The following is a 22,941-nucleotide window of genomic DNA, read 5'->3' on the forward strand; positions in this document are numbered from 1 at the left end:
CGGCAGCCGCTGCCCGTGAATTCCTGCCCAACGTGCACCCGCGGATCGTTCCGGACTGTCGGTGGGCGGTCCTAGTATTACTGCACCTGGCTCCGCCACGGGGGTGGATTCGGGCAATCGGTGCCGGGTTGGGCGGTCTCGGCCTCGGAAGAGGTCGTTGTTCGCTACCGTGTGGGCGCTGGAGGAGCAGGACGACTTGAAGAGGGGACCCTTCGGTGAGCACGCTGCAGTTCAAGAGGTCACCAAGGCTTGCTGCGCCGCGTCCACCGGGTGGTGAGGTCCACCTCGAACCGCCACCGGAGGTGCCCCGCACGATCCCGGGCAACGTCGTCCAGAAGATGATGCCCGTGGTCATGATCGTGGCCACGATGGGCATGGTCGTCGTCATGTTCACCACCGGCGGATCGGCGGCGCGCAGCCCCCTGACGCTGATGTTCCCGCTGATGATGCTCATGTCGATGGGGGGCATGTTCGCCGGCGGCGGCAAGAGCGGCGGGGCCAAGAAGGCCGAGATGAACGAGGACCGCAAGGACTACCTGCGGTACCTCGGGCAGATGCGCGAGCGGGCCCGCGAGGCGATGGCCGAGCAGCGCGCGTCGCTGGAGTGGGTGCACCCGGATCCGCAGGCGCTGTGGTCGCTGGCCGCGAGCCGCCGCATGTGGGAGCGCCGCCAGAACGACCAGGACTTCCTGCACCTGCGTGTCGGGCGCAGCTCGCACCGGCTGGCGACGCGCCTGGTGCCGCCCCAGACCGGCCCGGTCGACGAGCTGGAGCCGATCGCCACGCTGGCGCTGCGCCGGTTCGTGCGCGCCCACTCGATCGTCCCCGATCTGCCCACCCAGATCACCCTGCGCGGGTTCGCGGCCGTGAGCCTGAGCGGCGACAAGGAGCTGACCCGCGGGCTGACCAGGGCGATGCTGGCCCAGCTGGTCACCTTCCACAGCTGTGACGACGTCCTGCTCGCGTTCGCCACCACCGGCCGCGCGAAGGCCGAGTGGGAGTGGGCCAAGTGGCTGCCGCACGTCCAGCACCCCGAGCTGGCCGACGGCATCGGTCAGCTGCGCATGATGGCCGGTTCGCTCGCGCAGATCGAGCAGTGGCTGGACGCGGAGCTGCGTGACCGGCCGCGGTTCTCGCGCAATGCGACGCCGTCGCCGGACCAGCCGCACATCGTGATCGTGCTGGACGACGCCGAGGTCACCCGCGAGGAGCAGATCATCCTCGAGGAGGGCCTGGTCGGCGTCACGCTGATCGACCTGTCCGACTCGCTGGGCAACCTCGCCGCGCGCCGCGGTCTGCGCCTGGTCGTGGAGAAGGAACGCGTCGGCGCGCGCAGCGGCGGCGGCATCGAGTGGTTCGGCAAGCCGGACAGCCTCAGCGTCGTCGAGTGCGAGGCGCTGGCCCGCAAGCTCGCGCCGTACCGCGTCGGCAGCGCCGCGCAGGAGGCCAGCGAGGACGAGCCGCTGCTGTCCAACCCGACGCTGCTGGAGCTGCTCGGCATCCCCGGCGACCCGATGACGTTCGACGTGCAGCAGGCCTGGCGGCCGCGCCCGGTGCGCGACCGCTACCGCGTCCCGTTCGGGATTGGCGAGTTCGGGCAGGCCGTCGAGCTGGACATCAAGGAAGCCGCGATGGAAGGCATGGGCCCGCACGGCCTGTGCATCGGGGCGACCGGTTCCGGTAAGTCGGAGTTCCTGCGCACGCTGGTGCTCGGCCTGCTGGCCACGCACTCCAGCACGACGCTGAACATGATCCTGGTCGACTTCAAGGGTGGTGCGACGTTCCTCGGCCTGGACAAGGCCCCGCACGTCGCCGCGACGATCACCAACCTGGCCGGCGACCTGACGCTGGTTGACCGCATGAAGGACGCGATCGCGGGCGAGGTCGCGCGGCGCCAGGAAGTGCTCGCGAAGGGCAACTACAAGAACGTCTGGGACTACGAGAAGGCCCGTGAGAACGGCGCCGACCTCGACCCGCTGCCCGCGCTGTTCATCTGCATCGACGAGTTCTCCGAGATGCTGACGGCCAAGCCGGACTTCATCGACATCTTCCTCCAGATCGGCCGCGTAGGCCGGTCGCTGCAGATGCACATGCTGCTCGCGTCGCAGCGGCTGGAGGAGGGCAAGCTGCGTGGTCTGGACACGTTCCTGTCCTATCGGATCGGTCTGAAGACGTTCTCCGCCGCGGAGTCGCGGGCCGCGATCGGTGTGCCGGACGCGTTCGAGCTGCCGTCGATCCCGGGATCGGGGTACCTGAAGTACGACACGTCCACGATGGTCCGGTTCAAGGCGTCCTACGTGTCCGGTCCGTACCGGCCTGCCGGGATGCAGGCGGCCGGGCCGGTGGCCAACGTCGTGCGCGCGGACAAGCGGCCGCAGCTGTTCGTGCCCGACTTCGTGGAGCTGCCGCCGGAGCCCGAGCCGGAGCCGGTGCGCGTCGAGGCCGCGCCCCAGCCGCAGCAGGAGGAGGGCACCGAACCGACCGAGCTCGAGGTCATCGTCGACCGCCTGATCGGCCAGGGCCCGCCCGCGCACGAGGTGTGGCTGCCGCCGCTCGACGAGTCGAACTCGCTGGACACGCTGCTGCCGAACCTCAACCCGACCGACGATCGCGGTCTGTCGCCGGTCGGCTTCTTCGGCAACGGCAAGTTGCAGGTGCCGATCGGCATCGTCGACCGGCCGTTCGAGCAGCGGCGCGACCCGCTGTGGGCGGACTTCTCCGGCGCGGCCGGTCACGGTGTGATCGTCGGCGGTCCGCAGTCGGGGAAGTCGACCCTGCTGCGCACGCTGATCATGTCGCTGTCGCTGGCCAACACGCCAGAGGAGGCGCAGTTCTACTGCATCGACCTCGGTGGTGGCACGCTCGCCGGCCTCGCCGACCTGCCGCACGTCGGTGGTGTCGCGGTGGCCCGCCGCGAGCCGGACAAGGCCCGCCGCATCGTGGCCGAGCTGAACGCGCTCGCCAACGAGCGGGAAGGCCTGTTCGGACAGTTGGGCATCGACTCGATGGCCGACTTCCGCAACCGCAAGCGGCGCGGCGAGATCACCCCGGAGCAGGACCCGTTCGGCGACGCGTTCCTGATCGTCGACGGCTGGCGCGCCCTGCGCGACGACTTCGAGGAGCTGGAGCCGCAGATCACCGCGCTGGCGCAGCGCGGCCTGGCCTACGGCGTGCACGTGGTCATCTCCGCGAACCGGTGGGCGGACATCCGCCCGGCGATCAAGGACATGCTGGGCACGCGGTTCGAACTGCGGCTCGGTGACCCGAGCGAATCCGACATCGACCGGCGGACCGCGGTGAACGTGCCCGAGGGCCGTCCCGGCCGCGGCCTGACCCGCGACCGGTTGCACATGCTGATCGGCCTGCCGCGGATCGACGGGTCGAGCGACCCGGAGACGATCGGCGCCGGCGTCGCGGACGCGGTCGCGAAGATCAAGGCCGCCTGGCCGGGCCGCCCGGCGCCGCAGGTGCGGCTGCTGCCGGAGATGGTGTCCTACGAGGACGTGCTGTCGATGGACAAGCAGCGGCACACCAAGCTCATCCCGATCGGCATCAACGAGGACGAGCTGGCGCCGGTCTACCTGGACTTCGACGCCGACCCGCACTTCATCGCCTTCGCCGACGGCGAGTCCGGCAAGACGAACCTGCTGCGGCAGATCACGCGCGGGATCACCGAGCGGTACACGGCGAAGGAAGCGGTCATCGTGCTGGTGGACTACCGGCGCACGATGCTCGGGTTCGTGGAGGGCAACCACCTGCTCGGCTACGCGGTGTCGGCCAACCAGCTCGACGGCATGGTCAAGGACATCGTGGGGTCGATGACCCGGCGACTGCCCGGGCCGGACGTCACGCAGGAGCAGCTGCGCAACCGGTCCTGGTGGAAGGGCCCGGAGCTGTTCATCGTGGTCGACGACTACGACCTGGTGGCCACGCAGACCTCCAACCCGCTCAAGCCGCTGTCGGAGTTCCTGGCCCAGGCCAAGGACGTCGGCCTGCACATGGTCGTGGTGCGCCGCACGGGTGGCGCGTCGCGGGCGGCCTACGACCCGATCATCGGCAAGCTGAAGGAGATCGCGGCGCCGGGCATCGTGATGAACGGCAGCAAGGACGAGGGCCAGCTGCTGGGCAACGTCAAGCCGTCCGCGATGCCGCCGGGCCGTGGTGTGCTGGTGAGCCGCAAGGTCGGCAAGCAGTTGATGCAGGTGTCGTGGATCCAGCCAGACTGATCAGGACCGTCCACATCGGAGCGGGGCACCAGGGCCGTGGCGCGGCTCTGGTGCCGTTTCGCGGGGGCGCCTCGTGACCTTGCGCGTCGCAGTGGACTTCGGGACGTCGAGCACCTGCGTGGTGGCCGCGCTGAACGGGCGGCCGCCGCAGGTGGTCGTCGTCGACGGGCAGCCGCTCATGTCCTCGGCCGTGTACGCGGCGGCCGACGGCACGCTGTTCGTCGGGCAGGAGGCCGACCGGCAGGCGGCGATGGACCCGTCGCGCTACGAGCCGAACCCGAAGCGCCGCATCGACGAGGGCGAGCTGCTGCTCGGCGACCGCGTCCTTCGGGTCACCGACGTCGTGCGCGCGGTGCTGGAACGCGCCGTCACCGAGGCGCGCCGCCTCGCCAGCAACGCCGAGGTCGGGCTGCTCGTGCTGACCCACCCGGCCGACTGGGGCGCGGTCCGCACCCGGCTGCTGCGCCAGGCCGCCAGTGGTCTGGCCCGCGAGGTCACGCTCGTGCCGGAACCGGTCGCGGCCGCGGTGTTCCACGCCGCCACCTTCGCGCCGGAGGAGATCAACTCCGACCGCACGGTCGAGATCAGCAACCGTCCGGGCGCGACACTGGCCGTGCTCGACCTCGGCGGCGGGACCGTGGACGTGAGCGTCGTGAGCCGGGTCCCCGGCCACCGCGGCGGGTTCCAGGTCCTCGCCACCCGGGGTGACCCGAGCTTCGGCGGCGCCGACGTCGACCAGTTGCTGCTGGAGCACGTCGGCAGCCTGGTGTCCTCAGCGGACCCGGACGCGTGGCGCCAGCTGGTCGAGGGCCGTGAGCTGACCGACCGGCGCCGTCGCCGCGTGCTGCGCCAGGACGTGCGCGGCGCCAAGGAAACGTTGTCCCGGCACGCCTACACCGACGTGCCGATGCCGCCGCCGTTCGCCGACGCGCACGTGACGCGCGAGGACCTGGAGCGCCTGGTCGCCGCGCCGCTGGGCCGCGCGGTCGAGCTGACCTGCGCCGCGATCGAGGAGGCCGAGCTGCGCCCGAAGCAGCTCAGCGCGATCTTCCTGGTCGGCGGGTCGAGCCGGATCCCGATGATCTCGCGCCTGGTCCACGAGCGCACCGGCGTGGTGCCGACCACTCTGGACCAGCCGGAAACGGTGGTCGCGCGTGGCGCGCTGCTCGCGGTCCAGAAGGCGCCCGCCTCGCCGCCGCCGCGCGTGCCTGCCCGGCAGCTCGCCGACCAGCGCACCGAGGTCGTGCGCAACCCGAACGCGCCGCGTCCGGGGTTCTCGCCCCGGCCGCCGACACCGCCCGGCGGGTTCAGCGGTCCGGCCGTGCCGCGCCAGGCACCGCAGGGTGTGCGCCGCCCGCCGCCAAGGCCGCCGCGCCCGGCTCACCACGGCTCCGGCCCGGGTTCGCCGCCGCGCGGGATCCCTGCGCCACCGACGCGGAAGAAGCCGAAGCTGCCGTGGATCATCGGCGGCGCGGTCGTGCTCGCCGTCGCCGCGGTGACCGGGCTGGTCGTGGTGCTGACCGCGGACGGGGAGCCGGAACCGCCGCCGGGGAAGGTCGTCGCGCAGTACCACTACCAGTTCACCGCGCCGCAGGACTGGACGCAGACCGGTGGCTCCCCGGACCTGCGGGAGACGCTGATCAAACCGGACGACGCGCAGCAGCAGTTCGACTCGGTGTCGGTCCAGGAACACCCGTTGTCCTACGACGCGTCGGCCGATCCCCGCCGGCTCGTCAGTGAGTTGCGCTCGCAAATCGAAGCGGCGCCGGCGCAGTACTCCGGGTTCAACCCGGAAGCCAGCTACGCCGGCCGGAAAGTGGTCTTCTACCACCAGGTCCTGCCCGGTCAGACCGCGTCGATCGACTGGTACGCCCTGGCGCAGGGGAACGTCCAGGTGAACGTCGGATGCGTGTATGCGAACGAAAACGCGCGTGACCGGGTGAACGCCGCTTGCACGCAGGTGATCAGGACGCTCAACATCAGCGCGTGAAAACCCGTTCGGGTGAGCGCGGCATTCACACGCGCAACTACTTCCGCGAACGGCGGGACAAGGCGGAACCGGGCATGGCAAGGTCATCGTCGTAGGTCCGTAGGCGGTTGGGATCGTTACGGACAACACCACGACGAAGGGGGTAGTTCCTCATGGCAGGCGGCTTTGAAGGGGATCCGGCAGAATTCGCGGCCGCGCACCTGAAGGTGTCCGAGGCCAAGCTGGCGATGGACCAGAACCTGATGCAGCTGGCCAACAACATCGAGGCCACGCAGGCGGGCTGGACCGGTCCGGCGGCCAAGGTGTTCCAGGACGTCATGGACGCTTTCGCCCAGAAGTCGGCGAAGCTGAACGACGCGCTCGAGCACATCGGCGAGATGCTCAAGTCCTCCGGTGTCCAGTACGAGGTGCAGGACCAGGAAGTCAACCAGCAGCTGAGCTCGCTCCAGGCCGCTCTCGAGGGCCTGTGATCGCGGCCTGAGCGCCGTCACCACACCTGACTTCCAGACCAGAAAGGACAATCATGTCGGGCCCGATGAAGGTCGATTACGCCACCATCCACCAGGCCGCCACGGACTGCAACAAGACCGGCGGCGAGCTGGAAAACCTCTTCACCCAGTTGAAGTCGGACCTCGCTCCGCTGACCAACAGCTGGACCGGTGACGCGCAGCAGGCGTGGCACGACCGGCAGGAGGAGTGGAACCGCGCGCTGGAGGACATGAAGGGTCTTCTCGCCCGCATCGCCACCGCGCTGCCGCAGATCGCGGACGGCTACCAGTCCACCGACACCGGCATCACCAAGATGTTCGGCGGCTGAGTATTTCCCGGAAAGGGCCCCGGCGTGCGCGCCGGGGCCCTTTTTCCGTTCGTCAGCGCGGCATTCCGACTTCGTACTGCGCCTGGTCGTTGAGCACGCGGACGGTGACCTTTTTCGGTTGTCCCGCGACGGTCACCGTGCATTCGAACGTGGCACCCGTGCGGACCGGCTGGTCCTCGGGGCACTGGGCGTTCTTGACGTCCCCTTCGCCGAAGTCCTCGCGGAGGATCTTGACGACGCCGTCCTGGACCGCGGCCTGGTCGAGGGTGTCCCCCTGGAACGCGCCGAGCAGCCAGGCGCCGACGCCACCTCCGCCGAGCAGCACTACCACCGCGGCGCCGATCAGGAACGGCTTCTTGGAGCGCTTGGGCTTCTGCTTGCCGAACGCGCCGAACCCCCCGTAGCTCGGCTGCCACTGCCCGCCCTGCTGGGGCTGGGGTCCCGTCCCCGGGCCGGGGGCAGGTTGGTGCTGCGCCTGGCCGGGCTGCTGGTTCCACCCCTGGCCGGTTGGGTGCTGGCCCCACGGCTGGGGGACCGGCCCGCTGGTGGGGTTCTGCTGGCTGGGCTGGCCCCAGGGTGCGGTAGCGCCCGCTTGGTCAGCGGGCTGCTGGCCCCACCGCGGCGGAACCGGCCCGCCGGCCGGGCCCTGCTGCCCCCAGGACTGGGGGACCGGTCCGCTGGCGGGATTCTGCTGTCCTGGCTGCCCCCACGGCTGCCACCCCGGTTGTTGCGGCTGGTTCACGCCACTCACCTGCCCTGCCCCTGGATGTCGTCCATCCGGGCGTAGAAATCCGCCACCGCCGCGCTGTCCGCCAGCACCGTGACCTGCGACGGGTCCGGGATCTTCGGCAGGTCGACCTCGGACGGCGTGCCGTCGAGCCGGTAGTGGTAGTCGATCTCCAGCTCGTGCCCGTTGCCGGTGATCTTGCCCGTCATCTCGATCTCGGTCAGCTTGCCCCGCGGGTCCAGCACGACGCGCGTCTGCAGCGTCCGGGCCTTCATCTCGGCCGTCAGCTGGGAGCTGATCGCCGCGGGGAAGGTCACCACGTCGTTGTCGATGAACGCGGTCAGGGTCACCTCGGCCATCAGCTCGACGCTGCCGTCCGGCTTGCTGTTGGCGCGCTTCGCGCCGTGGCCGCCCTCCACCGAGTCCTGCACGGCGCCGAGCATCTTGCAGACCGTCTGCGCGCCCTCCCAGTAGCACTCGTTGTACTGGCCCGAGGTGTACGGCATCTGCACCCACGGCGTCGGCGCGAGGCTCGCGTACACGGGCCCGAGCAGCATGTACTCCACCGGGCTGTTGGCCGGGTGATAGACGTCCAGGTACTCGTTGGAGTCGAGGTTCGAGTGGTTGCGGCTCAGCCGCGCGGGCGGGTGCCCCAGCTGCACGGCGCTGATCGTCGCGTTGAGGCGCCTCTCGTCGAAGCGCACCACCTGGTCCAGCCGGGTCTTCCTGGTCTCGTTGGCGCTGAACTGGTCGGACAGCTTGTTGAGCGTGTCGTCGAACTTCGCGCTCACGTATGCGGCGGCGTCCTCGCCGTCGGGCACGGGCGTCCCCGCCTTGGCACTGCCGCACCCGGCGAGCAGGGCCACCGTGGCGAGCACCGCGGTGAACCTCGGTAGGCTGGATCTCGTTCGCGCGGACACGCCGGTGGCCCCCTCCAGGCGGAAAACCGTGTTCTCGACTGCGCGCAACCCTAGTATGTAAGCCGGGGACACCCCGCCTTCAAGGTCGCCGAACCCGGCGGGTATCTTTATATGTCGTTGTGCGTGCAGCAAGCGTTCGCGCTGGGTACGCACTCGACCCCAAACGCACCGTTGACCACGAGGTAAACCCTTGCCCACGTACAGCCCTAAGCCTGGCGATGTCACCCGTGCCTGGCATGTGATCGATGCCGAGGATGTCGTGCTCGGCCGGCTCGCGACCGAGGTCGCCACGCTGCTGCGCGGCAAGCACAAGCCCACGTATGCACCACACGTGGACACCGGTGACTTCGTCATCATCGTCAACGCCGAGAAGGTCCGCCTGACCGGTAACAAGCGCGACCAGAAGTTCGCGTACCGGCACAGCGGTTACCCTGGCGGTCTGCGCAAGCGCTCGTTCGGCGAGCTGCTCGACACCCGGCCCGACCGGCTGCTGGAGAAGGTCGTCAAGGGCATGCTGCCGAAGAACAAGCTCGGCCGCGCCCAGGCGAAGAAGCTGAAGGTCTACGCAGGCCCGCAGCACCCGCACGCTGCGCAGCAGCCGCAGCCGTTCCAGATCACCAAGATCGCGCAGGTCGCCAAGTGAGTGAGGAAGTGTCTGTGACCAGCACGGAGACCGAGACCGAGGCCCCCGAGGCCACCGAGGCGGTCGTGACCAGCGAGACGCCGGCCGCGCCGCGGCCGTCCCGCGCTGCCGGTGGCTCCGCCCAGACCGTCGGCCGTCGCAAGGAGGCCGTCGTCCGCGTGCGGCTCGTCCCCGGCACCGGCAAGTTCAAGCTCAACGGGCGCAGCCTGGAGGAGTACTTCCCGAACAAGGTGCACCAGCAGCTCATCCGCGAGCCCCTGGTGACCGTCGAGAAGCCGGACTCGTTCGACATCTTCGGCAACCTGACCGGTGGCGGCATCTCGGGCCAGGCCGGCGCGCTGCGCCTGGCGATCGCCCGCGCCCTGGTCGAGGTCGACGCCGACGACCGTCCCGCGCTGAAGAAGGCCGGGTTCCTGACCCGCGACGCGCGTGCGACCGAGCGCAAGAAGTACGGCCTCAAGAAGGCCCGCAAGGCTCCGCAGTACAGCAAGCGCTGACCTGCGCCAGTCCGACGCGAAGGCGCCCATCCGGTTCCGGGTGGGCGCCTTCGTCGTTCCTGCCCAGGTGACACACCGGCTGGGTATGTAACGCGCGAAAACGGCGTTCTTCCAGCGGAACGCACCCTGGCGACGATGCTCCGGGGGAGCGTTACCGTCGAACCGGGGGACGCTAGGTTGTCGGGGTTGCACGGCTCGAGGAGAGGATGAGATGGCTCGCCTTTTCGGCACCGACGGGGTTCGAGGCCTCGCCAACGGGGAGCTGACCCCGGAGCTGGCGCTGTCCGTTGCGGCCAGCGCGGCCCGTGTGCTCGCCGCGCACGACCGCTCGCACCGTCCGGTGGCGGTCGTCGGGCGCGACCCCCGGGCCAGCGGCGAGATGCTGGAGGCCGCCGTCGTGGCCGGTCTCGCGTCGGCGGGCGCGGACGTCCTGCGCGTGGGCGTCCAGCCGACACCGGCGGTCGCCCACCTGGTCGGCGCGCTCGAAGCCGACCTCGGCGTGATGATCTCCGCGTCCCACAACCCCATGCCGGACAACGGCATCAAGCTCTTCGCCTCCGGCGGGCACAAGCTCCCGGACGGCATCGAGGACGAGATCGAGGCGGGCCTGACCGGTGACGGCCCCCGCCCCACCGGCGCGGAGATCGGCCGGGTCAGCGACGTCGACGACGCCCTCGAGCGCTACACGAACCACCTGCTCGCGGTCACCCCGCACCCACTGACCGGCCTGCGGATCGTCGTCGACTGCGCCAACGGCGCGGCCTCGTTCGCCGCGCCCGAGGTCTACCGCAAGGCCGGCGCCGAGGTCATCGCCATCCACGCGGAGCCGGACGGCATCAACATCAACGAGGGCTGCGGCTCGACCCACCCGGAGAAGCTCCAGACGATGGTGGTCGAGCACGGCGCCGACCTGGGCATCGCCCACGACGGCGACGCCGACCGCTGCCTCGCCGTGGACGCGTCGGGCGAGCTGGTGGACGGCGACCAGATCATGGCGATCCTGGCGCTCGCGATGGCCGAGGCCGGGGAGCTGACCCACGGCACCCTCGTCGCGACCGTGATGAGCAACCTCGGCCTGCACCTGGCCATGCGCGATCACCAGGTCAACCTGCGCACGACGGCCGTCGGCGACCGGTACGTGCTGGAGGAGTTGCGCGCGGGCGGATACGCGCTCGGCGGCGAGCAGTCCGGCCACGTGGTGTTCCCGGCGTTCGCCACCACCGGCGACGGCCTGCTCACCGCGCTGCGTGTGATGAGCCGGGTCGCGTCCACCGGCAAGCCGCTGGCCGAGCTGGCCGGCGTGATGCGCAAGCTGCCCCAGGTGCTGGTCAACGTGCGGGTCTCGGACAAGGCGACGGTCGCGAAGTCCGACGTCGTGCGCGAGGCGGTCGAGGCCGTGGAGGCCGAGCTGGGCGACGAGGGCCGTGTCCTGCTGCGCCCGTCCGGCACCGAGCAGCTGGTGCGGGTGATGGTCGAGGCGCCGGCGCAGGAGACCGCCCAGGCCGCCGCGGACCGACTCGCCGGAGTTGTTTCGTCCGTCTCCTGAACCGACTGCGGATTGTCGTACCCGGTAGGTACATTCTGTGCACGACACGGAGCGAGGGGAGTGGTCGTGGCCGGGTACGAGGTCGATCCGCAGCAGCTCAGCGCCACCGCCGGCACGGTGCGGGACGAGCCGGGGACGCAGCTGCGGTACACGCTGCCCAACCTGAAGGACGTGCGGATCACGGCCGAGGACTTCGGCCGCAAGCACCACGAGTCCTTCGCCGGGTACCAGGCGGGCGTGCAGCGGCTGGTGGCTTGTGTGGACAGCTACGTGCGGGCCTCCGGTGAGTTCGCGGACAAACTGGGCCGCGCGAGCGGTGCCTACTCGGCGGCGGACGACCGGTCCCAGGGCGACGTGCGGACGGCGGCGAGCTGATGGCGGAGCGGCTGCCCACGATCGAGGAGGTCCGGCAGCTCGTCGACGATCCGGGGATCGACGACGAGACCAAGCGGACCCTGCTCGTCCGCTACTTCGACGCGATCGGTGACGTCGACCCGGTCGTCTACGGCTTCCGGAACGAGGACGAGAAGAACCAGCTGCTGGAGTCCTATCAGGACCGGTTCGGGTTCACCGACCGGGACCTGACGGACGGCGCCTTCGCCTACGACGCGTACTCCGCGGCGCAGGGCAGGCACGAGGCGAACATGCAGGCCGCGCGCGAGGCGCAGGCGCGGGCGGTCGGCGACGGTAAGGCGCGCCTCGACTCGCTGAAGGGGTCCGACACCAGTCCGGGGGCAGCGAACTCGAACGAGATCCTGGACGTCGGCGTGCCGGGGCTGGACAGCCTCCGCACCTGGCTGCCCGTCTACAGCAGGGCGCGCGCGGTGGCGGCGCCCGGGCTGCCGGACTTCCGCCTGCAGGAGCTGATCGACCGGTACGACGAGCAGCGCGACATCCCGTTCGACAAGTTCGCCGCCGGGGTGACCGAGATCGTGCAGGTGCGGGAGTCGGTCGCGGACGCCGCGCCGTCGCAGAACGCCGCGATGCAGGCGTTGTTCGGCTCGTGGGAGGGCGACGGGAAGAGCGCGGCGGCGGCGTCCTGGTCGAAGTTCGGGGACGGGGTCAGGACGGTCGAGCAGTCGCTGGAGCACGCCGCGGACGTGGTGACCCGGACGATCGCCGCCGTCGCCGGGTCCTGTCGGGACAAGGCTTCGTGGGTGCTGCAGTACGCGTTCCAGACGTGGCCGCAGCAGCAGGGCCTGACGGCGCAGGACACCGACCGGCTCGCGCGGATCGCCGAGCTGGGGCGCAACGCCAGCGCGGACGACTTCAAGCACTTCATCCCGTTCCTGCTGGGGCAGCATTCGCCGTTGGCGGGGCAGTTGCTCGTGGGCTCGGCGTTCGGGATGCCGGACGAGCTGCTGGACGCGGTGCAGTCGTGGGCGAAGAGCTGGCTGGCGGAGTTCTGCGGGTGGTTCGCCGGTTTCGTCGGCGAGTTCCAAGCGATGTGCGAGAACACGCGCGTGGCGGTGGCGGCCCAGTGGTCGGCGTTGAACACCGAGTTGCAGCAGGTGCCGGACAACCCGTTCGCCGGGGTCGGTGAGGCCGCGCCGGTCGCGTCTCGCAGCTCCGGTGCCGGTGGGGCCGGCGGGTCCGGCGGCGCGAGCGGGGCTGCCGCGGGCGGTGGCTCGGCGGGTGGCGCTGGTGCGGCGGGTGGCGCGGGTGCGACGCCGCCGCCAGCCGCGCCGGTCGTGCCCCCGGGGGTGGCGCCGGTCGTGCCCCCGGCGGTGGCGCCCGTCGCGCCGGCCGCCGCGCCTGTGCCGGACGAGCAGGACACGCTGACGGTCCAGCGGGGCGACAGCAAGCTCGAACTGTCCGAGCCGGACCAGACCGGCCGGATGGCCATCAAGATCGACAACGGCGATGGCCCGCCGAAGGACTACCAGCTCACGTGGGGCACCCCCGACCCCGCGGCTCCCGCGTACACCCCGGCCGCCGACGGCAAAATCCACATCGACGACGGTCCACTGCACATCACGGCCGAACGCCCATCCGGCGAGACCGGCCCCACGGTGGTCACGATCGACGACGGCACCGGCACCCCGACGACCTACACCCTCGGTGAGGAGCCCACCGCCCGGCCCGCCACGCCCGGCACCGGGCCCGCTCCCGGCACGTCCGCGACGTACCCGCTCGGTGAGGCGCCTGCCGCCCGGCCCGGCACCGGGCCCGCTCCCGGTGCCCCCGCGACCTACCCCCTCGGTGAGGAGCCCGCCACACCCGCCGGTGCCCGGTTGGCTCCCGGCCTCTCCGTGGACCCGGCCGAGCGCCTTGGCGCACTCGGCGCCCCCGCCGGGCAGGCTGTGGCTCCGGACTCCGCTGCTCTCGCCGAAGCCGCCCAGCAGCAGATGGCTGGCGCATTCGACGGGCTCGCCCGGGAGGCTGCTACAGACTCAGCCACCCTGGCCGACGGAGGCCAGGAACGGGTGGCTGGCGCGTTCGATGAGTTCGCCCAGCCGGCTGTCGCCGCAGAGGCTGCACCCCTCGCCGAGCCGACTACCTCCGGCGCCGCTGGTGCTGGTCCGGCCGCCACCGGCCTTGCCAGCGGTGACCCCTCCCTCATTTCCCAGCACTCGGCCGGGACCGTGCTCGGCGATCAGGAGCACACCACCCCGGCCGCCGCGCTGGGTGGGGTTTCCGATGGGCTGCCCGGGCAGGGGGCCGTCAGCGGCTCCCTCGGTGATCCCGGCTCGCTCGGCCACTCCTCGGCGCCCGCGGCGGCCGGGGCCACCCTCGGCACCGCGCCGGGGCTCGATCCGGTCGGGGCGGCTGTCGATCCGAGCGGGATGAGCATGCTCGGCGGTCTGCCACCCGCCGGCGGGAACCAGGGCGTTGACGATCCGGAGCGGTCGTCCCGCGCCTACCGCGTCGACGGGGACATCTTCGACAGCCCCGGCTCGGGCGGCCGCATCAGCGGCTCCCTGGACGAGGAGGAAACCCGCAGGTGAGCGAGTTCCAGACGAAGCTCGACGCGATCGCCGCCGAGCGTGTCGCCCGTCAGGACCTGATGGGCCGCCGCGTCGCGACGAGTCTCGCGGAGAGCCAGGCCCGCGCCGGCGACCTCACGCGGGAGGCCGCCGCCACCGTGCAGCGCCTCGCCGAGCAGGCCGCCCGCACGAGGACCGCAGCCGGCTGGGAGCTGCCCGAGAAGGCCGACCCCAACGCCTCATTGGGCATGGACTTCGAGGACCCCGAGATGGCGACCGAACCGACCAACCGCCACGCGCCCCCACCGGAACCCCAGGCGCGCCGAGGCCGCCACGCACGCCCCGACGAACCCGAGGACGACTACTCGACCAAGGACTGGCTGGGCTGACCCCGAACCCGGCAGGCGAACGCCCGCGGCCGAGGGCCTGCTGTGGCTGGGCTGGTGAGGACGACGCCGGCCGGGCGCTGGTGGTTGGTGAGAGTGCTGTGGCAGGGCTGACCTCGACGGGCCGGCCGGACTCCCGCGGCTGACGAGGGTGCTCTGGCCGGGCTGTAAGGACGCTGGCCGCGGCGATGGTGGTTGGCGAGAGTGCTGGGCACTGCCAGGGCAGATGCTGCTGAGGCGGCCGCGCCTCGGGACCCGGAAATTTTGGCGGCAAGTTATAGCGCCCGAGCGACCGCGAAGCCTCAGCCCCGACGCGAGCCCACGCCGGCGCCACCGGGCCGGCGTTGGAGGGCAAAATAGCTGGGCTGCGGTGCGCCGCCCGCCCGGCCGATGACGGCAGCGGGTGCGGAGGCCTCCGGGCAAATGGCTGGCGCGAGTTGCGCCACGACGCAGAAGACTTCGGCGGCGGCACGCTGTGGCACCGCCGGGCGGGTTCCAGCCGCCTGCGGGCGTCAGTGGTACGCGCGGCGGCGACCGTCAATCCAGGCGCTGTGCCCCGGGCAGTTGCATGCGGGGCTGTTCCTCGGCGTAACCGTGCCGAGCGCCCACCCACCAACTACGCAGCCACCGGCAAGGCATCCCGCGAGAACTCGATCCCGGCGCGCTTCACGTCCGTCTCCAGCAGCGGGCGGTACTTGTCCGTCCCCGTCAGGTGCGTCAGGAAGAACGCCGTGAACAGGGCCCTCACCAGCACCTGCGTCCGGTGGTTCGGCTTCCCGTGCAGCAGGCGCTGGCTCCAGTGGCTGCCCTCGGTCAGCGCCAGGTGGGTCGACTTGTCGACCTTTCGGTACTGGACCGGTCCGCCCCACGCCTTGGCTATCGACTCGGCGTTGCCGCCCGCCGGGGCGACCAGGTCGCCGTCCGCGGCCAGGTGCAGTCCCGGCGCCGTCACCCGCACCGCGGCCGCGCTCGCCGACGGCAACGTCTGCGCCGCGGCGAACGTCGCCACCCCGCGCACCCCGCCCGAGGCCGCGGCCAGCACCGCCGATCCGCCGCCGGTCGAGTGGCCGGCCAGGCCCAGCCGGTCCCGGTCGACGCTGATCGCGTCCGGACCGAGCCGCACCCGGGTCACCACGTCGAGCGCGGTCCGCAGGTCCGCGGCCAGCAGGCGGTGCGACGGCAGCGGACCGAGCTGCGTCGCGGGCGCGGCGGCCACGATGCCCCAGCTCGCCAGATGCGCCAGCAGCCCGCGATACCGACCGGGCGGCTGCAACCAACCGTGCCCGAACGCCACCGCCGGCAGCCCGAGGCCGCTTCGTGGGGTGAACACCACACCGGGCAATCCGGCGAGCGCGAGGTTGCCCCGCAGCACGTCGTGCGGTCCCGCGTGCGACAGCTCTTCGAGCAGCTCCTTGGGCTTGCTGACCATGGTCGAGAGCTTAGGGCAGCCCGCCCCGGCACGGCCGCGCAACATCCTTCGGAAGCGCGGTTTCGCCGAGGTGGAGATGAGCCGGGGGAGCGCAACCCGTATCCCTCGTTAGGCTGGTGGTGTGTGCGGAATCGTGGGATATGTCGGTCACCGGCAGGCGCTGGACGTCGTGCTCGGCGGGCTGCGCCGGATGGAGTACCGCGGGTATGACTCGGCCGGGGTGGCCGTGCTGGACGGCGCCGGCGCGCTGACCGTCGAACGCAAGGCGGGTCGCCTGGCCAACCTGGAGGGCGCGCTCTCCGAACACGGCCTCGACCGGTTCGCGGGCACCGCGGGCATGGGCCACACCCGCTGGGCGACCCACGGCGCGCCCATCGACCGCAACTCGCACCCGCACCGGGACGCCTCGCAGCGCGTCGCGGTCGTGCACAACGGCATCATCGAGAACTTCGCCGCCCTGCGGGCCGAGCTGGAGGCCGACGGTGTCGAGATGACCAGCGACACCGACACCGAGACCGCGGCCCACCTGGTGGCCCGCGCCTACGCCGACGGCCCCACCGCGGGTGACCTGCCGGCCAGCGTCCGGGCCGTGTGCCGCCGCCTCGAAGGCGCGTTCACCCTGGTCGTCACCCACGCCGACCAGCCGGACATGATCGTCGCCGCGCGGCGGTCGTCGCCGCTGGTCGTGGGCGTCGGCGAGGGCGAGCACTTCGTCGCCTCCGACGTGTCGGCCTTCATCGAGCACACCCGCCAGGCCGTCGAGCTGGGCCAGGACCAGGTCGTCGTCATCAGCCGCGACGGCTACGACATCTCCGACTTCGCCGGCGAGCCCGCGCAGGGCAAGCCGTTCACGGTCAACTGGGACCTCTCGGCCGCCGAGAAGGGCGGCCACGAGTACTTCATGCTCAAGGAGATCGAGGAGCAGCCGGAGGCGCTGGCGAACACGCTGCGCGGCCACTTCGACCGCGGCCGCATCATCCTCGACGAGCAGCGCCTGTCCGACCAGGACCTGCGCGAGGTGGACAAGGTGTTCGTGGTGGCCTGCGGCTCGGCCTACCACTCCGGCCTGGTCGCCAAGTACGCGATCGAGCACTGGTGCCGCCTGCCGGTCGAGGTCGAGCTGGCCAGCGAGTTCCGCTACCGCGACCCGGTGCTGGACCGGGACACCCTGGTCGTCGCCGTGTCGCAGTCCGGGGAGACCGCCGACACGCTCGAGGCGATCCGCCACGCCCGCGACCAGAAGGCCCGTGTGCTGGCCGTCTGCAACACCAACGGCGCGCAGATCCCGCGCGAGTCCGACGCCGTGCTGTACACGCACGCCGGGCCGGAGGTCGGGGTCGCGGCGACGAAGACGTTCCTGTCGCAGATCGCGGCGAACTACCTCGTCGGCCTCGCGCTGGCGCAGGCCCGCGGCACCAAGTACCCGGACGAGGTGGCGCGCGAGTTCGCCGAGCTGGAGGCCATGCCCGCCGCCGTGCAGAAGGTGCTGTCCACTGTGGACCAAGTCCGCGAGCTGAGCCGGGACATCGCCGACTCGAAGGCGGTGCTGTTCCTGGGCAGGCACGTCGGCTACCCGGTCGCTCTGGAGGGCGCGCTCAAGCTCAAGGAGCTGGCGTACATGCACGCCGAGGCGTTCGCCGCCGGTGAGCTGAAGCACGGCCCGATCGCGCTGATCGAGGAGGGCCTGCCGGTCGTCGTCGTGATGCCGTCGCCGAAGGGCCGCGCGGTGCTGCACGCCAAGCTGGTGTCGAACATCAGCGAGATCCAGGCCCGCGGCGCGCGCACGATCGTCATCGCCGAGGAGGGCGACGACACGGTCCGCCCGTTCGCCGACGAGCTGATCGAGGTTCCGGCGGTGCCGACGCTGCTCCAGCCACTGGTCTCGACCGTGCCGCTGCAGGTGCTGTCGGCCGAGATCGCTCGCTCGCGTGGTTACGACGTGGACAAGCCGCGGAACCTGGCGAAGTCCGTGACCGTGGAGTAAACAGGGCGAGCCGCTTCCCCGCCGCCACCCTCAACGGAGGCGCTCCGCGACGCTAGCCTCGACTGATGCAGGGCATGTGGACGACTGACCGGATCCGCGAGGCCGAAGAGCGGCTGCTGGCCGTCACGCCCGAGGGCGCGTTGATGCACAAGGCCGCGTTCGCGGTCGCCGTGCACGCGGCCGAGATGCTGGCCGAGCACACCGGGCAGGTGTCGGGGCGCCGCGTCGCGCTGCTCGTCGGCGCGGGCAACAACGGTGGTGACGCGTTGTGGGCCGGGGCGTTCCTGCGCCGCCGAGGCGTGAGCGTCACCGCGATCCTGCTCAAGCCGGAGAAGGCGCACGCCGCCGGTCTCGCCGCGTTGCGCCGGGCGAAGGGCCGGGTGCTCTCCGCCGAGGACGGTCCGGCCGCACTCCAGGCCGCGGACCTGGTGATCGACGGGATCGTCGGCCTGTCCGCGCACGGCGGTCTGCGCCCGGACGCGGCGGCGCTGGTCGAGCACGTCCACGCGCCGGTGCTGGCGGTCGACCTGCCCAGCGGTGTCGAGCCGGACACCGGGGTAGTGCCGGGCGACGCGGTCACGGCCACGCGGACGGTCACGTTCGGCGCGTGCAAGCCGGTGCACGTGCTAAACCCGTCGCGCTGCGGGCGGGTCGAGCTGGTCGACATCGGGCTGGACCTGGACGATCCGGACCTGTGGCAGCTGGACGCCGCCGACGTCGGGCGCGCGTGGCCGGTGCCGGGGCCGGAGGACAACAAGTACAGCCAGGGCGTGACGGGCGTCGCGGCCGGATCGGCGGCCTACCCGGGCGCCGCGGTGCTCGCGACCGGCTCGGCGGTGCTGGCGACGTCTGGCATGGTGCGCTACGCCGGGCCGGCGGCCGACGTCGTGCGGTCGCGGTGGCCGGAGGTCGTGGCGACCGGTTCGGTGACCGACGCCGGCCGGGTGCAGGCGTGGGTGGTCGGGCCGGGGATCGGGACCGGCCGCGAGGGGCGCGAGGTGCTGGCCCACGTGCTCGGCGCCGGGGTCCCGGTGTGCGCGGACGCCGACGCGACCACGCTGATGGCGCACCGCCCGGACGTCCTGGACGCCCGCGACCCGGGCACGCCGCTGGTGCTGACCCCGCACGCCGGCGAGTTCGAACGCCTGATGGGCAGTCCGCCGGGTGAGGACAGGTTGGCATCGGTGCGGGAGGCCGCGGCGAAGTACGACGCCGTGGTGCTGCTCAAGGGCAACGTGACGATCGTCGCCGCCCCGGATGGGCGGGTCCTGGTCAACGTCGCGCGTGGCTCGTGGCTGGCGACGGCTGGTTCCGGGGATGTCCTGTCCGGGTTGATCGGCTCGTTGCTGGCGGGCGGGTTGGATCCGTGGCTGGCTGCTGGGTGCGCGGCGTATGCGCACTCGCTGGCGGGGGAGTTGGCGGCGCGAGGTGTGCCGGTCTCGGCGTCGGGGATTCTCGCCGCGATCCCGGATGCGGTGCGGGTACTGCGCGACAGCGCTCTCTGAACACAAACGATCACTAACAGTTCCCATAGGAGAACTTGCCCATCAAGTTATCGAGTTATGTGTTAACAACCGCGAGATCCTCTGGTAAATAATGGGCGTCCCCACCAACTACGGAGGAACCCAATGACGGGAGCGCCCCCACGGGGCGTCGCGCGGCGGTCGGTGCTCAGGGGGGCACTGGCGGGCGGCGCGGCCCTCGCCACCGGCGGCCTGCTCGGCGCCTGCGGCGTCCGCCAGGACGCGCCGCGGATCGCCACCGACGACCGCTGGCGCCAGTTCGCAGGCGCCACGATCAACCTGATCTCCGAGAACACCGCCCCCACCGCGGCGATCGCGGCGAACCTCAGGCCGTTCACCGACCTGACCGGCATCAACGTCAACATCGTCACGCTGGAGCTGTCCGCACTGGTCCAGAAGGTCGCGCTCGACCTGGCCGGCGGCGAGTCGCAGTACCACGTGATCTACGCCGACCCCTACCAAGTGCTCGCGCCCTACTCGAAGGGCCTGGTCGACCTGCGTGAACTCGCCACGCAGCCGGGCCTGCCCGAGTTCACCGGCTGGGACGACTTCATCCCGACCCAGCTCGACGCGGCGGGCCGGTTCGGCGACCGGGACAAGATCTTCGCCGTCCCCTACGACTGCCCGACGATGATCTGGCAGTACCGCGCCGACCTGTTCGACAAGTACGGCGCCCGCATGGCCGACGACCTCGGCTTCGACCCGACCCCGGGCCTCGACCGCACCTGGGACGAGTACCTGCGGATCGCCCGGTGGTTCAACGACAACGCCGACGAGGTCGCCTACGGCACCGGCCACCAGGCCAAACAACACGACTCGCTGATGTGCGACTTCTCCAACGTGCTGTGGTCCTACGGCGGCGACTACTTCGACAACGGCACCGAGGTCGGCCTCTACGGCACCACCGACCCCGGCCCGTGCCGCCTCGGCAGCGACCAGGCCATCGCCGCCGCCGAGTTCTACCAGCGGCTCCTGTCGATCGCCGACCCGTCGTCGAAGACCTGGGACTGGAACGGTCTGGCCCCGGCGCTCAGCTCTGGCCGCATCGCGATGTGCGTCAACTGGCACGAATACGCCGCGGCCAACGAGAAGGCCATGCCGGGCCGGTTCGGCTACGCCCCGCTGCCGCGCGGGCCGGTCCGCTCCGCCAACCACTACGGCGGCTGCGGCATCGGCATCAATGGCAACACCCAGCCCAACGAGCGCATGGCCGCGTGGCTGTTCGTGCTCTGGGCGACCTCGACGCAGACGCAGCTGGCCAACCTCAAGAGCGAGGCGGGCGGCGGCACCCCGACCCGGCAGTCCGTCTACGACCTGCCCGAGGTCCGCGCCGCCGAGCACCGGCCCTCCGCGATGCCGAACATCCTCGCCGCGCCCGCCGTGGTGACCGCGTGGCAGCCGGAGAACATCGGTCTGCGGCCGAAGATCCCGATGTGGAACGAGTGCGACACCGCGGTCTACACGCAACTGTCCAAAATGCTCGCCGGTGACTCCTCGCCCGCGGACACCATGCGCGGCGCGGCCACGAAGATCGACCGGATCACGGCACGGGGGTGGGCGGCATGACCACGACGCTCGACGCGCCCGCCGAGGCGCCGGTCCGGAACACCAAGCCGCGCAAGCGGATCGGCTTCCACGGCCTGATGATGACGCCGGGCACGGCCCTGCTCGCGCTGCTGTCGGTCATCCCGCTGGTCACGATCACCGCGATGAGCTTCTCGCGCGTGCGCCTGCTCGGCGGGGTCGTGTTCGACAACGTCGGGCTGACCTACTGGGCGCGGCTGTTCGGCGATCTCGACCTGTGGGTGCAGTGGCTGCGCACCATCGCCTTCTTCGTGCTGACCGTCGGCCTGGAAATGCTGCTGGGCCTGGGATTCGCGCTGTGCCTGTGGAAGCTGGTGCGCGCCCGCAACCTGCTGCTGACGCTGTTCCTGCTGCCGATGTTCGTCGCGCCGGTGATCGTCGGCCTGCTCGGCCGGTTCCTCACCGACTCGACGTTCGGCCTCTACACGTGGCTGCTCGGCCTGGTCGGCTACCACGGCGACATCCTCGGCGGCGGCACGTCCGCGTTCCTGGCGGTGGTCGCGATGGACGTCTGGGAGTGGACGCCGCTGATCACGCTGGTGGTGCTCGCCGGGCTGACCGCGGTGCCGCAGAGCATCCGCGAGGCCGCCGCGCTGGACGGCGCGAACGGCTGGCAGACCTTCCGCCACGTCCTGCTGCCCTCGATCTCCGGGGTGCTGCTGGTGGCGCTGCTGATCCGCTCGATGGACGCGATCCGCTACTTCGACATCATCAGCGTCACCACCAACGGCGGCCCCGCGGACGCGACCAAGACGGTGCCGATCCGGCTGTACGAAACGGCTTTCCGCTTCTTCGACCTCGGCTACGCCGCCGTGATCGGGCTCGTCATGCTCGTCGTGACGATCCTCATCGCCCGGGCGTTCGTCCGGGTACTGGACAGGAAGGGGCTGACCCGATGACGAGCGCCATCGACCGCACGCCGCTGCGCGCCCGGCTGGGCGTCCGCGCCGTGGTGATCGTCGGTCTGCTGTGGACACTGGTGCCACTGGTGTGGATGGTGGCGTCCTCGTTCAAGTCCGATGTGGACGTCACGGCCGCGGAGCCGGAGTTCCTGTTCCAGCCCACGCTGGAGAACTACCGCAGCCTGTTCACCGGGGCCAACAACCTCGGCCCCTACATCTGGCACAGCGTGCTCGCGTCCGGGATCTCCTCGGCGCTCGCCGTCGCGATCGGCGCGCTGGCCGGCTACGGGCTCGCCGGGACCCGCATGCGGGCCAAGAAGCACGTCGCGTTCTGGATCATCTCGACCCGGATGGCGCCGATCGCCGTCGTGGTGCTGCCGCTGTTCCTGCTGTTCCGCGGCGCGAACCTGATCGACAGCATCCCCGGGCTGATCCTGGCGTACCTGACGTTCAACCTGCCGTTCGCGATCTGGCTGATGAGCGCGTTCTTCGCCGAGGTGCCGCCGTCGGTGGAGGAGTCGGCGCTGGTCGCGGGCTGCACGCGGTGGCAGGCGTTCTGGCACGTCGTGCTGCCGCTGACCAAGTCGGGCCTGGTGACTACCTTCGTGCTGTGCCTGGTGTTCTCCTGGAACGACTACGCGTTCGCGCTGGTGTTCAGCGGTCCGCACTCGCAGACCCTGCCGATCGCCGCCGACCAGCTCGTGACGCAGACGGGAATCGACTGGGGCCAGCTCACGGCCATCGGCACTATTGTGGTGTTGCCGATGATCGCGGCCGGTCTCGCCGTGCGCCGGTGGCTGGTCACCGGCCTGACGCTGGGAGCCGTGACAGGTGAGTGAA

18 protein-coding genes are annotated in these 22,941 nt (G+C 71.2%); 15 read left to right on the plus strand and 3 right to left on the minus strand.

Annotated features, from left to right (window positions below; all coding sequences use genetic code 11):
* Nucleotides 1-215 precede the first annotated feature (215 nt).
* The 4 genes from AMETH_RS03455 to AMETH_RS03470 all read left to right on the plus strand — a co-directional run bounded on the left by AMETH_RS03455 (nucleotide 216) and on the right by AMETH_RS03470 (nucleotide 7,033).
* Nucleotides 216-4,226 (plus strand): type VII secretion protein EccC, encoded by a 4,011-nt coding sequence (locus tag AMETH_RS03455; protein ID WP_026153766.1) that lies wholly within the window; start codon nucleotides 216-218, stop codon nucleotides 4,224-4,226.
* 73 nt (nucleotides 4,227-4,299) lie between these two features.
* Nucleotides 4,300-6,216, plus strand: a complete 1,917-nt coding sequence (locus tag AMETH_RS03460) for a type VII secretion-associated protein (protein WP_026153767.1) — start codon at nucleotides 4,300-4,302, stop codon at nucleotides 6,214-6,216.
* A gap of 152 nt (nucleotides 6,217-6,368) precedes the next feature.
* Nucleotides 6,369-6,686: a WXG100 family type VII secretion target gene (locus AMETH_RS03465; RefSeq protein ID WP_017986646.1), complete on the plus strand. Its 318-nt coding sequence runs from the start codon at nucleotides 6,369-6,371 to the stop codon at nucleotides 6,684-6,686.
* A gap of 65 nt (nucleotides 6,687-6,751) precedes the next feature.
* Nucleotides 6,752-7,033 carry a WXG100 family type VII secretion target gene (locus AMETH_RS03470; RefSeq protein WP_017986647.1) on the plus strand — a complete coding sequence of 94 codons (282 nt, stop codon included), beginning with the start codon at nucleotides 6,752-6,754 and terminating at the stop codon, nucleotides 7,031-7,033.
* 52 nt (nucleotides 7,034-7,085) lie between these two features.
* On the opposite strand, the gene AMETH_RS03475 is transcribed toward AMETH_RS03470, so the two are convergent.
* Complete coding sequence (locus AMETH_RS03475) at nucleotides 7,086-7,775, minus strand: DUF4333 domain-containing protein (protein WP_081617655.1); 690 nt, start codon at nucleotides 7,773-7,775, stop codon at nucleotides 7,086-7,088.
* A 5-nt stretch (nucleotides 7,776-7,780) separates the two neighbouring features.
* Complete coding sequence (locus AMETH_RS03480) at nucleotides 7,781-8,638, minus strand: hypothetical protein (RefSeq protein ID WP_017986649.1); 858 nt, start codon at nucleotides 8,636-8,638, stop codon at nucleotides 7,781-7,783.
* A 232-nt stretch (nucleotides 8,639-8,870) separates the two neighbouring features.
* Between AMETH_RS03480 and rplM the strand changes: the two genes are divergently transcribed.
* From rplM to AMETH_RS03510, 6 genes are all read left to right on the plus strand, one after another.
* Nucleotides 8,871-9,323: a 50S ribosomal protein L13 gene (gene rplM, locus AMETH_RS03485; protein WP_017986650.1), complete on the plus strand. Its 453-nt coding sequence runs from the start codon at nucleotides 8,871-8,873 to the stop codon at nucleotides 9,321-9,323.
* Between the two features lie 14 nt (nucleotides 9,324-9,337).
* Nucleotides 9,338-9,820, plus strand: a complete 483-nt coding sequence (rpsI, locus tag AMETH_RS03490) for a 30S ribosomal protein S9 (protein ID WP_017986651.1) — start codon at nucleotides 9,338-9,340, stop codon at nucleotides 9,818-9,820.
* A gap of 211 nt (nucleotides 9,821-10,031) precedes the next feature.
* Nucleotides 10,032-11,366 carry a phosphoglucosamine mutase gene (gene glmM / locus AMETH_RS03495; RefSeq protein WP_017986652.1) on the plus strand — a complete coding sequence of 445 codons (1,335 nt, stop codon included), beginning with the start codon at nucleotides 10,032-10,034 and terminating at the stop codon, nucleotides 11,364-11,366.
* Nucleotides 11,367-11,432: 66 nt separating this feature from the next.
* Nucleotides 11,433-11,741 (plus strand): hypothetical protein, encoded by a 309-nt coding sequence (locus AMETH_RS03500; RefSeq protein WP_223843047.1) that lies wholly within the window; start codon nucleotides 11,433-11,435, stop codon nucleotides 11,739-11,741.
* Nucleotides 11,741-14,314, plus strand: coding sequence for a WXG100 family type VII secretion target (locus tag AMETH_RS38550; protein ID WP_017986654.1), 2,574 nt, complete (start codon nucleotides 11,741-11,743; stop codon nucleotides 14,312-14,314). Before AMETH_RS03500 ends, AMETH_RS38550 begins: the two co-directional genes overlap by 1 nt.
* A complete protein-coding gene (locus AMETH_RS03510) occupies nucleotides 14,311-14,682 on the plus strand; it encodes a hypothetical protein (RefSeq protein WP_017986655.1) in 372 nt (123 codons plus the stop codon). The genes AMETH_RS38550 and AMETH_RS03510 overlap by 4 nt, the downstream gene beginning before the upstream one ends.
* A gap of 613 nt (nucleotides 14,683-15,295) precedes the next feature.
* On the opposite strand, the gene AMETH_RS03515 is transcribed toward AMETH_RS03510, so the two are convergent.
* A complete protein-coding gene (locus tag AMETH_RS03515) occupies nucleotides 15,296-16,108 on the minus strand; it encodes a dienelactone hydrolase family protein (protein WP_017986656.1) in 813 nt (270 codons plus the stop codon).
* Nucleotides 16,109-16,229: 121 nt separating this feature from the next.
* Here AMETH_RS03515 and glmS point away from each other — a divergent pair, with 121 nt between their 5' ends.
* The 5 genes from glmS to AMETH_RS03540 all read left to right on the plus strand — a co-directional run bounded on the left by glmS (nucleotide 16,230) and on the right by AMETH_RS03540 (nucleotide 22,940).
* Nucleotides 16,230-18,092: a glutamine--fructose-6-phosphate transaminase (isomerizing) gene (gene glmS, locus AMETH_RS03520; protein WP_026153770.1), complete on the plus strand. Its 1,863-nt coding sequence runs from the start codon at nucleotides 16,230-16,232 to the stop codon at nucleotides 18,090-18,092.
* 65 nt (nucleotides 18,093-18,157) lie between these two features.
* On the plus strand, nucleotides 18,158-19,597 hold the full coding sequence (locus tag AMETH_RS03525; protein ID WP_017986658.1) for an NAD(P)H-hydrate dehydratase: 1,440 nt from the start codon (nucleotides 18,158-18,160) through the stop codon (nucleotides 19,595-19,597).
* A gap of 123 nt (nucleotides 19,598-19,720) precedes the next feature.
* Nucleotides 19,721-21,181 carry an extracellular solute-binding protein gene (locus tag AMETH_RS03530; RefSeq protein ID WP_017986659.1) on the plus strand — a complete coding sequence of 487 codons (1,461 nt, stop codon included), beginning with the start codon at nucleotides 19,721-19,723 and terminating at the stop codon, nucleotides 21,179-21,181.
* Nucleotides 21,178-22,098: a carbohydrate ABC transporter permease gene (locus tag AMETH_RS03535; RefSeq protein ID WP_223843048.1), complete on the plus strand. Its 921-nt coding sequence runs from the start codon at nucleotides 21,178-21,180 to the stop codon at nucleotides 22,096-22,098. Before AMETH_RS03530 ends, AMETH_RS03535 begins: the two co-directional genes overlap by 4 nt.
* The gene (locus AMETH_RS03540) at nucleotides 22,095-22,940 is read left to right on the plus strand and encodes a carbohydrate ABC transporter permease (protein WP_017986661.1); all 846 of its coding nucleotides are present in this window, start codon (nucleotides 22,095-22,097) and stop codon (nucleotides 22,938-22,940) included. Before AMETH_RS03535 ends, AMETH_RS03540 begins: the two co-directional genes overlap by 4 nt.
* Nucleotide 22,941 lies beyond the last annotated feature (1 nt).

The organism is Amycolatopsis methanolica 239, assembly GCF_000739085.1.
Lineage (GTDB): Bacteria > Actinomycetota > Actinomycetes > Mycobacteriales > Pseudonocardiaceae > Amycolatopsis_E > Amycolatopsis_E methanolica.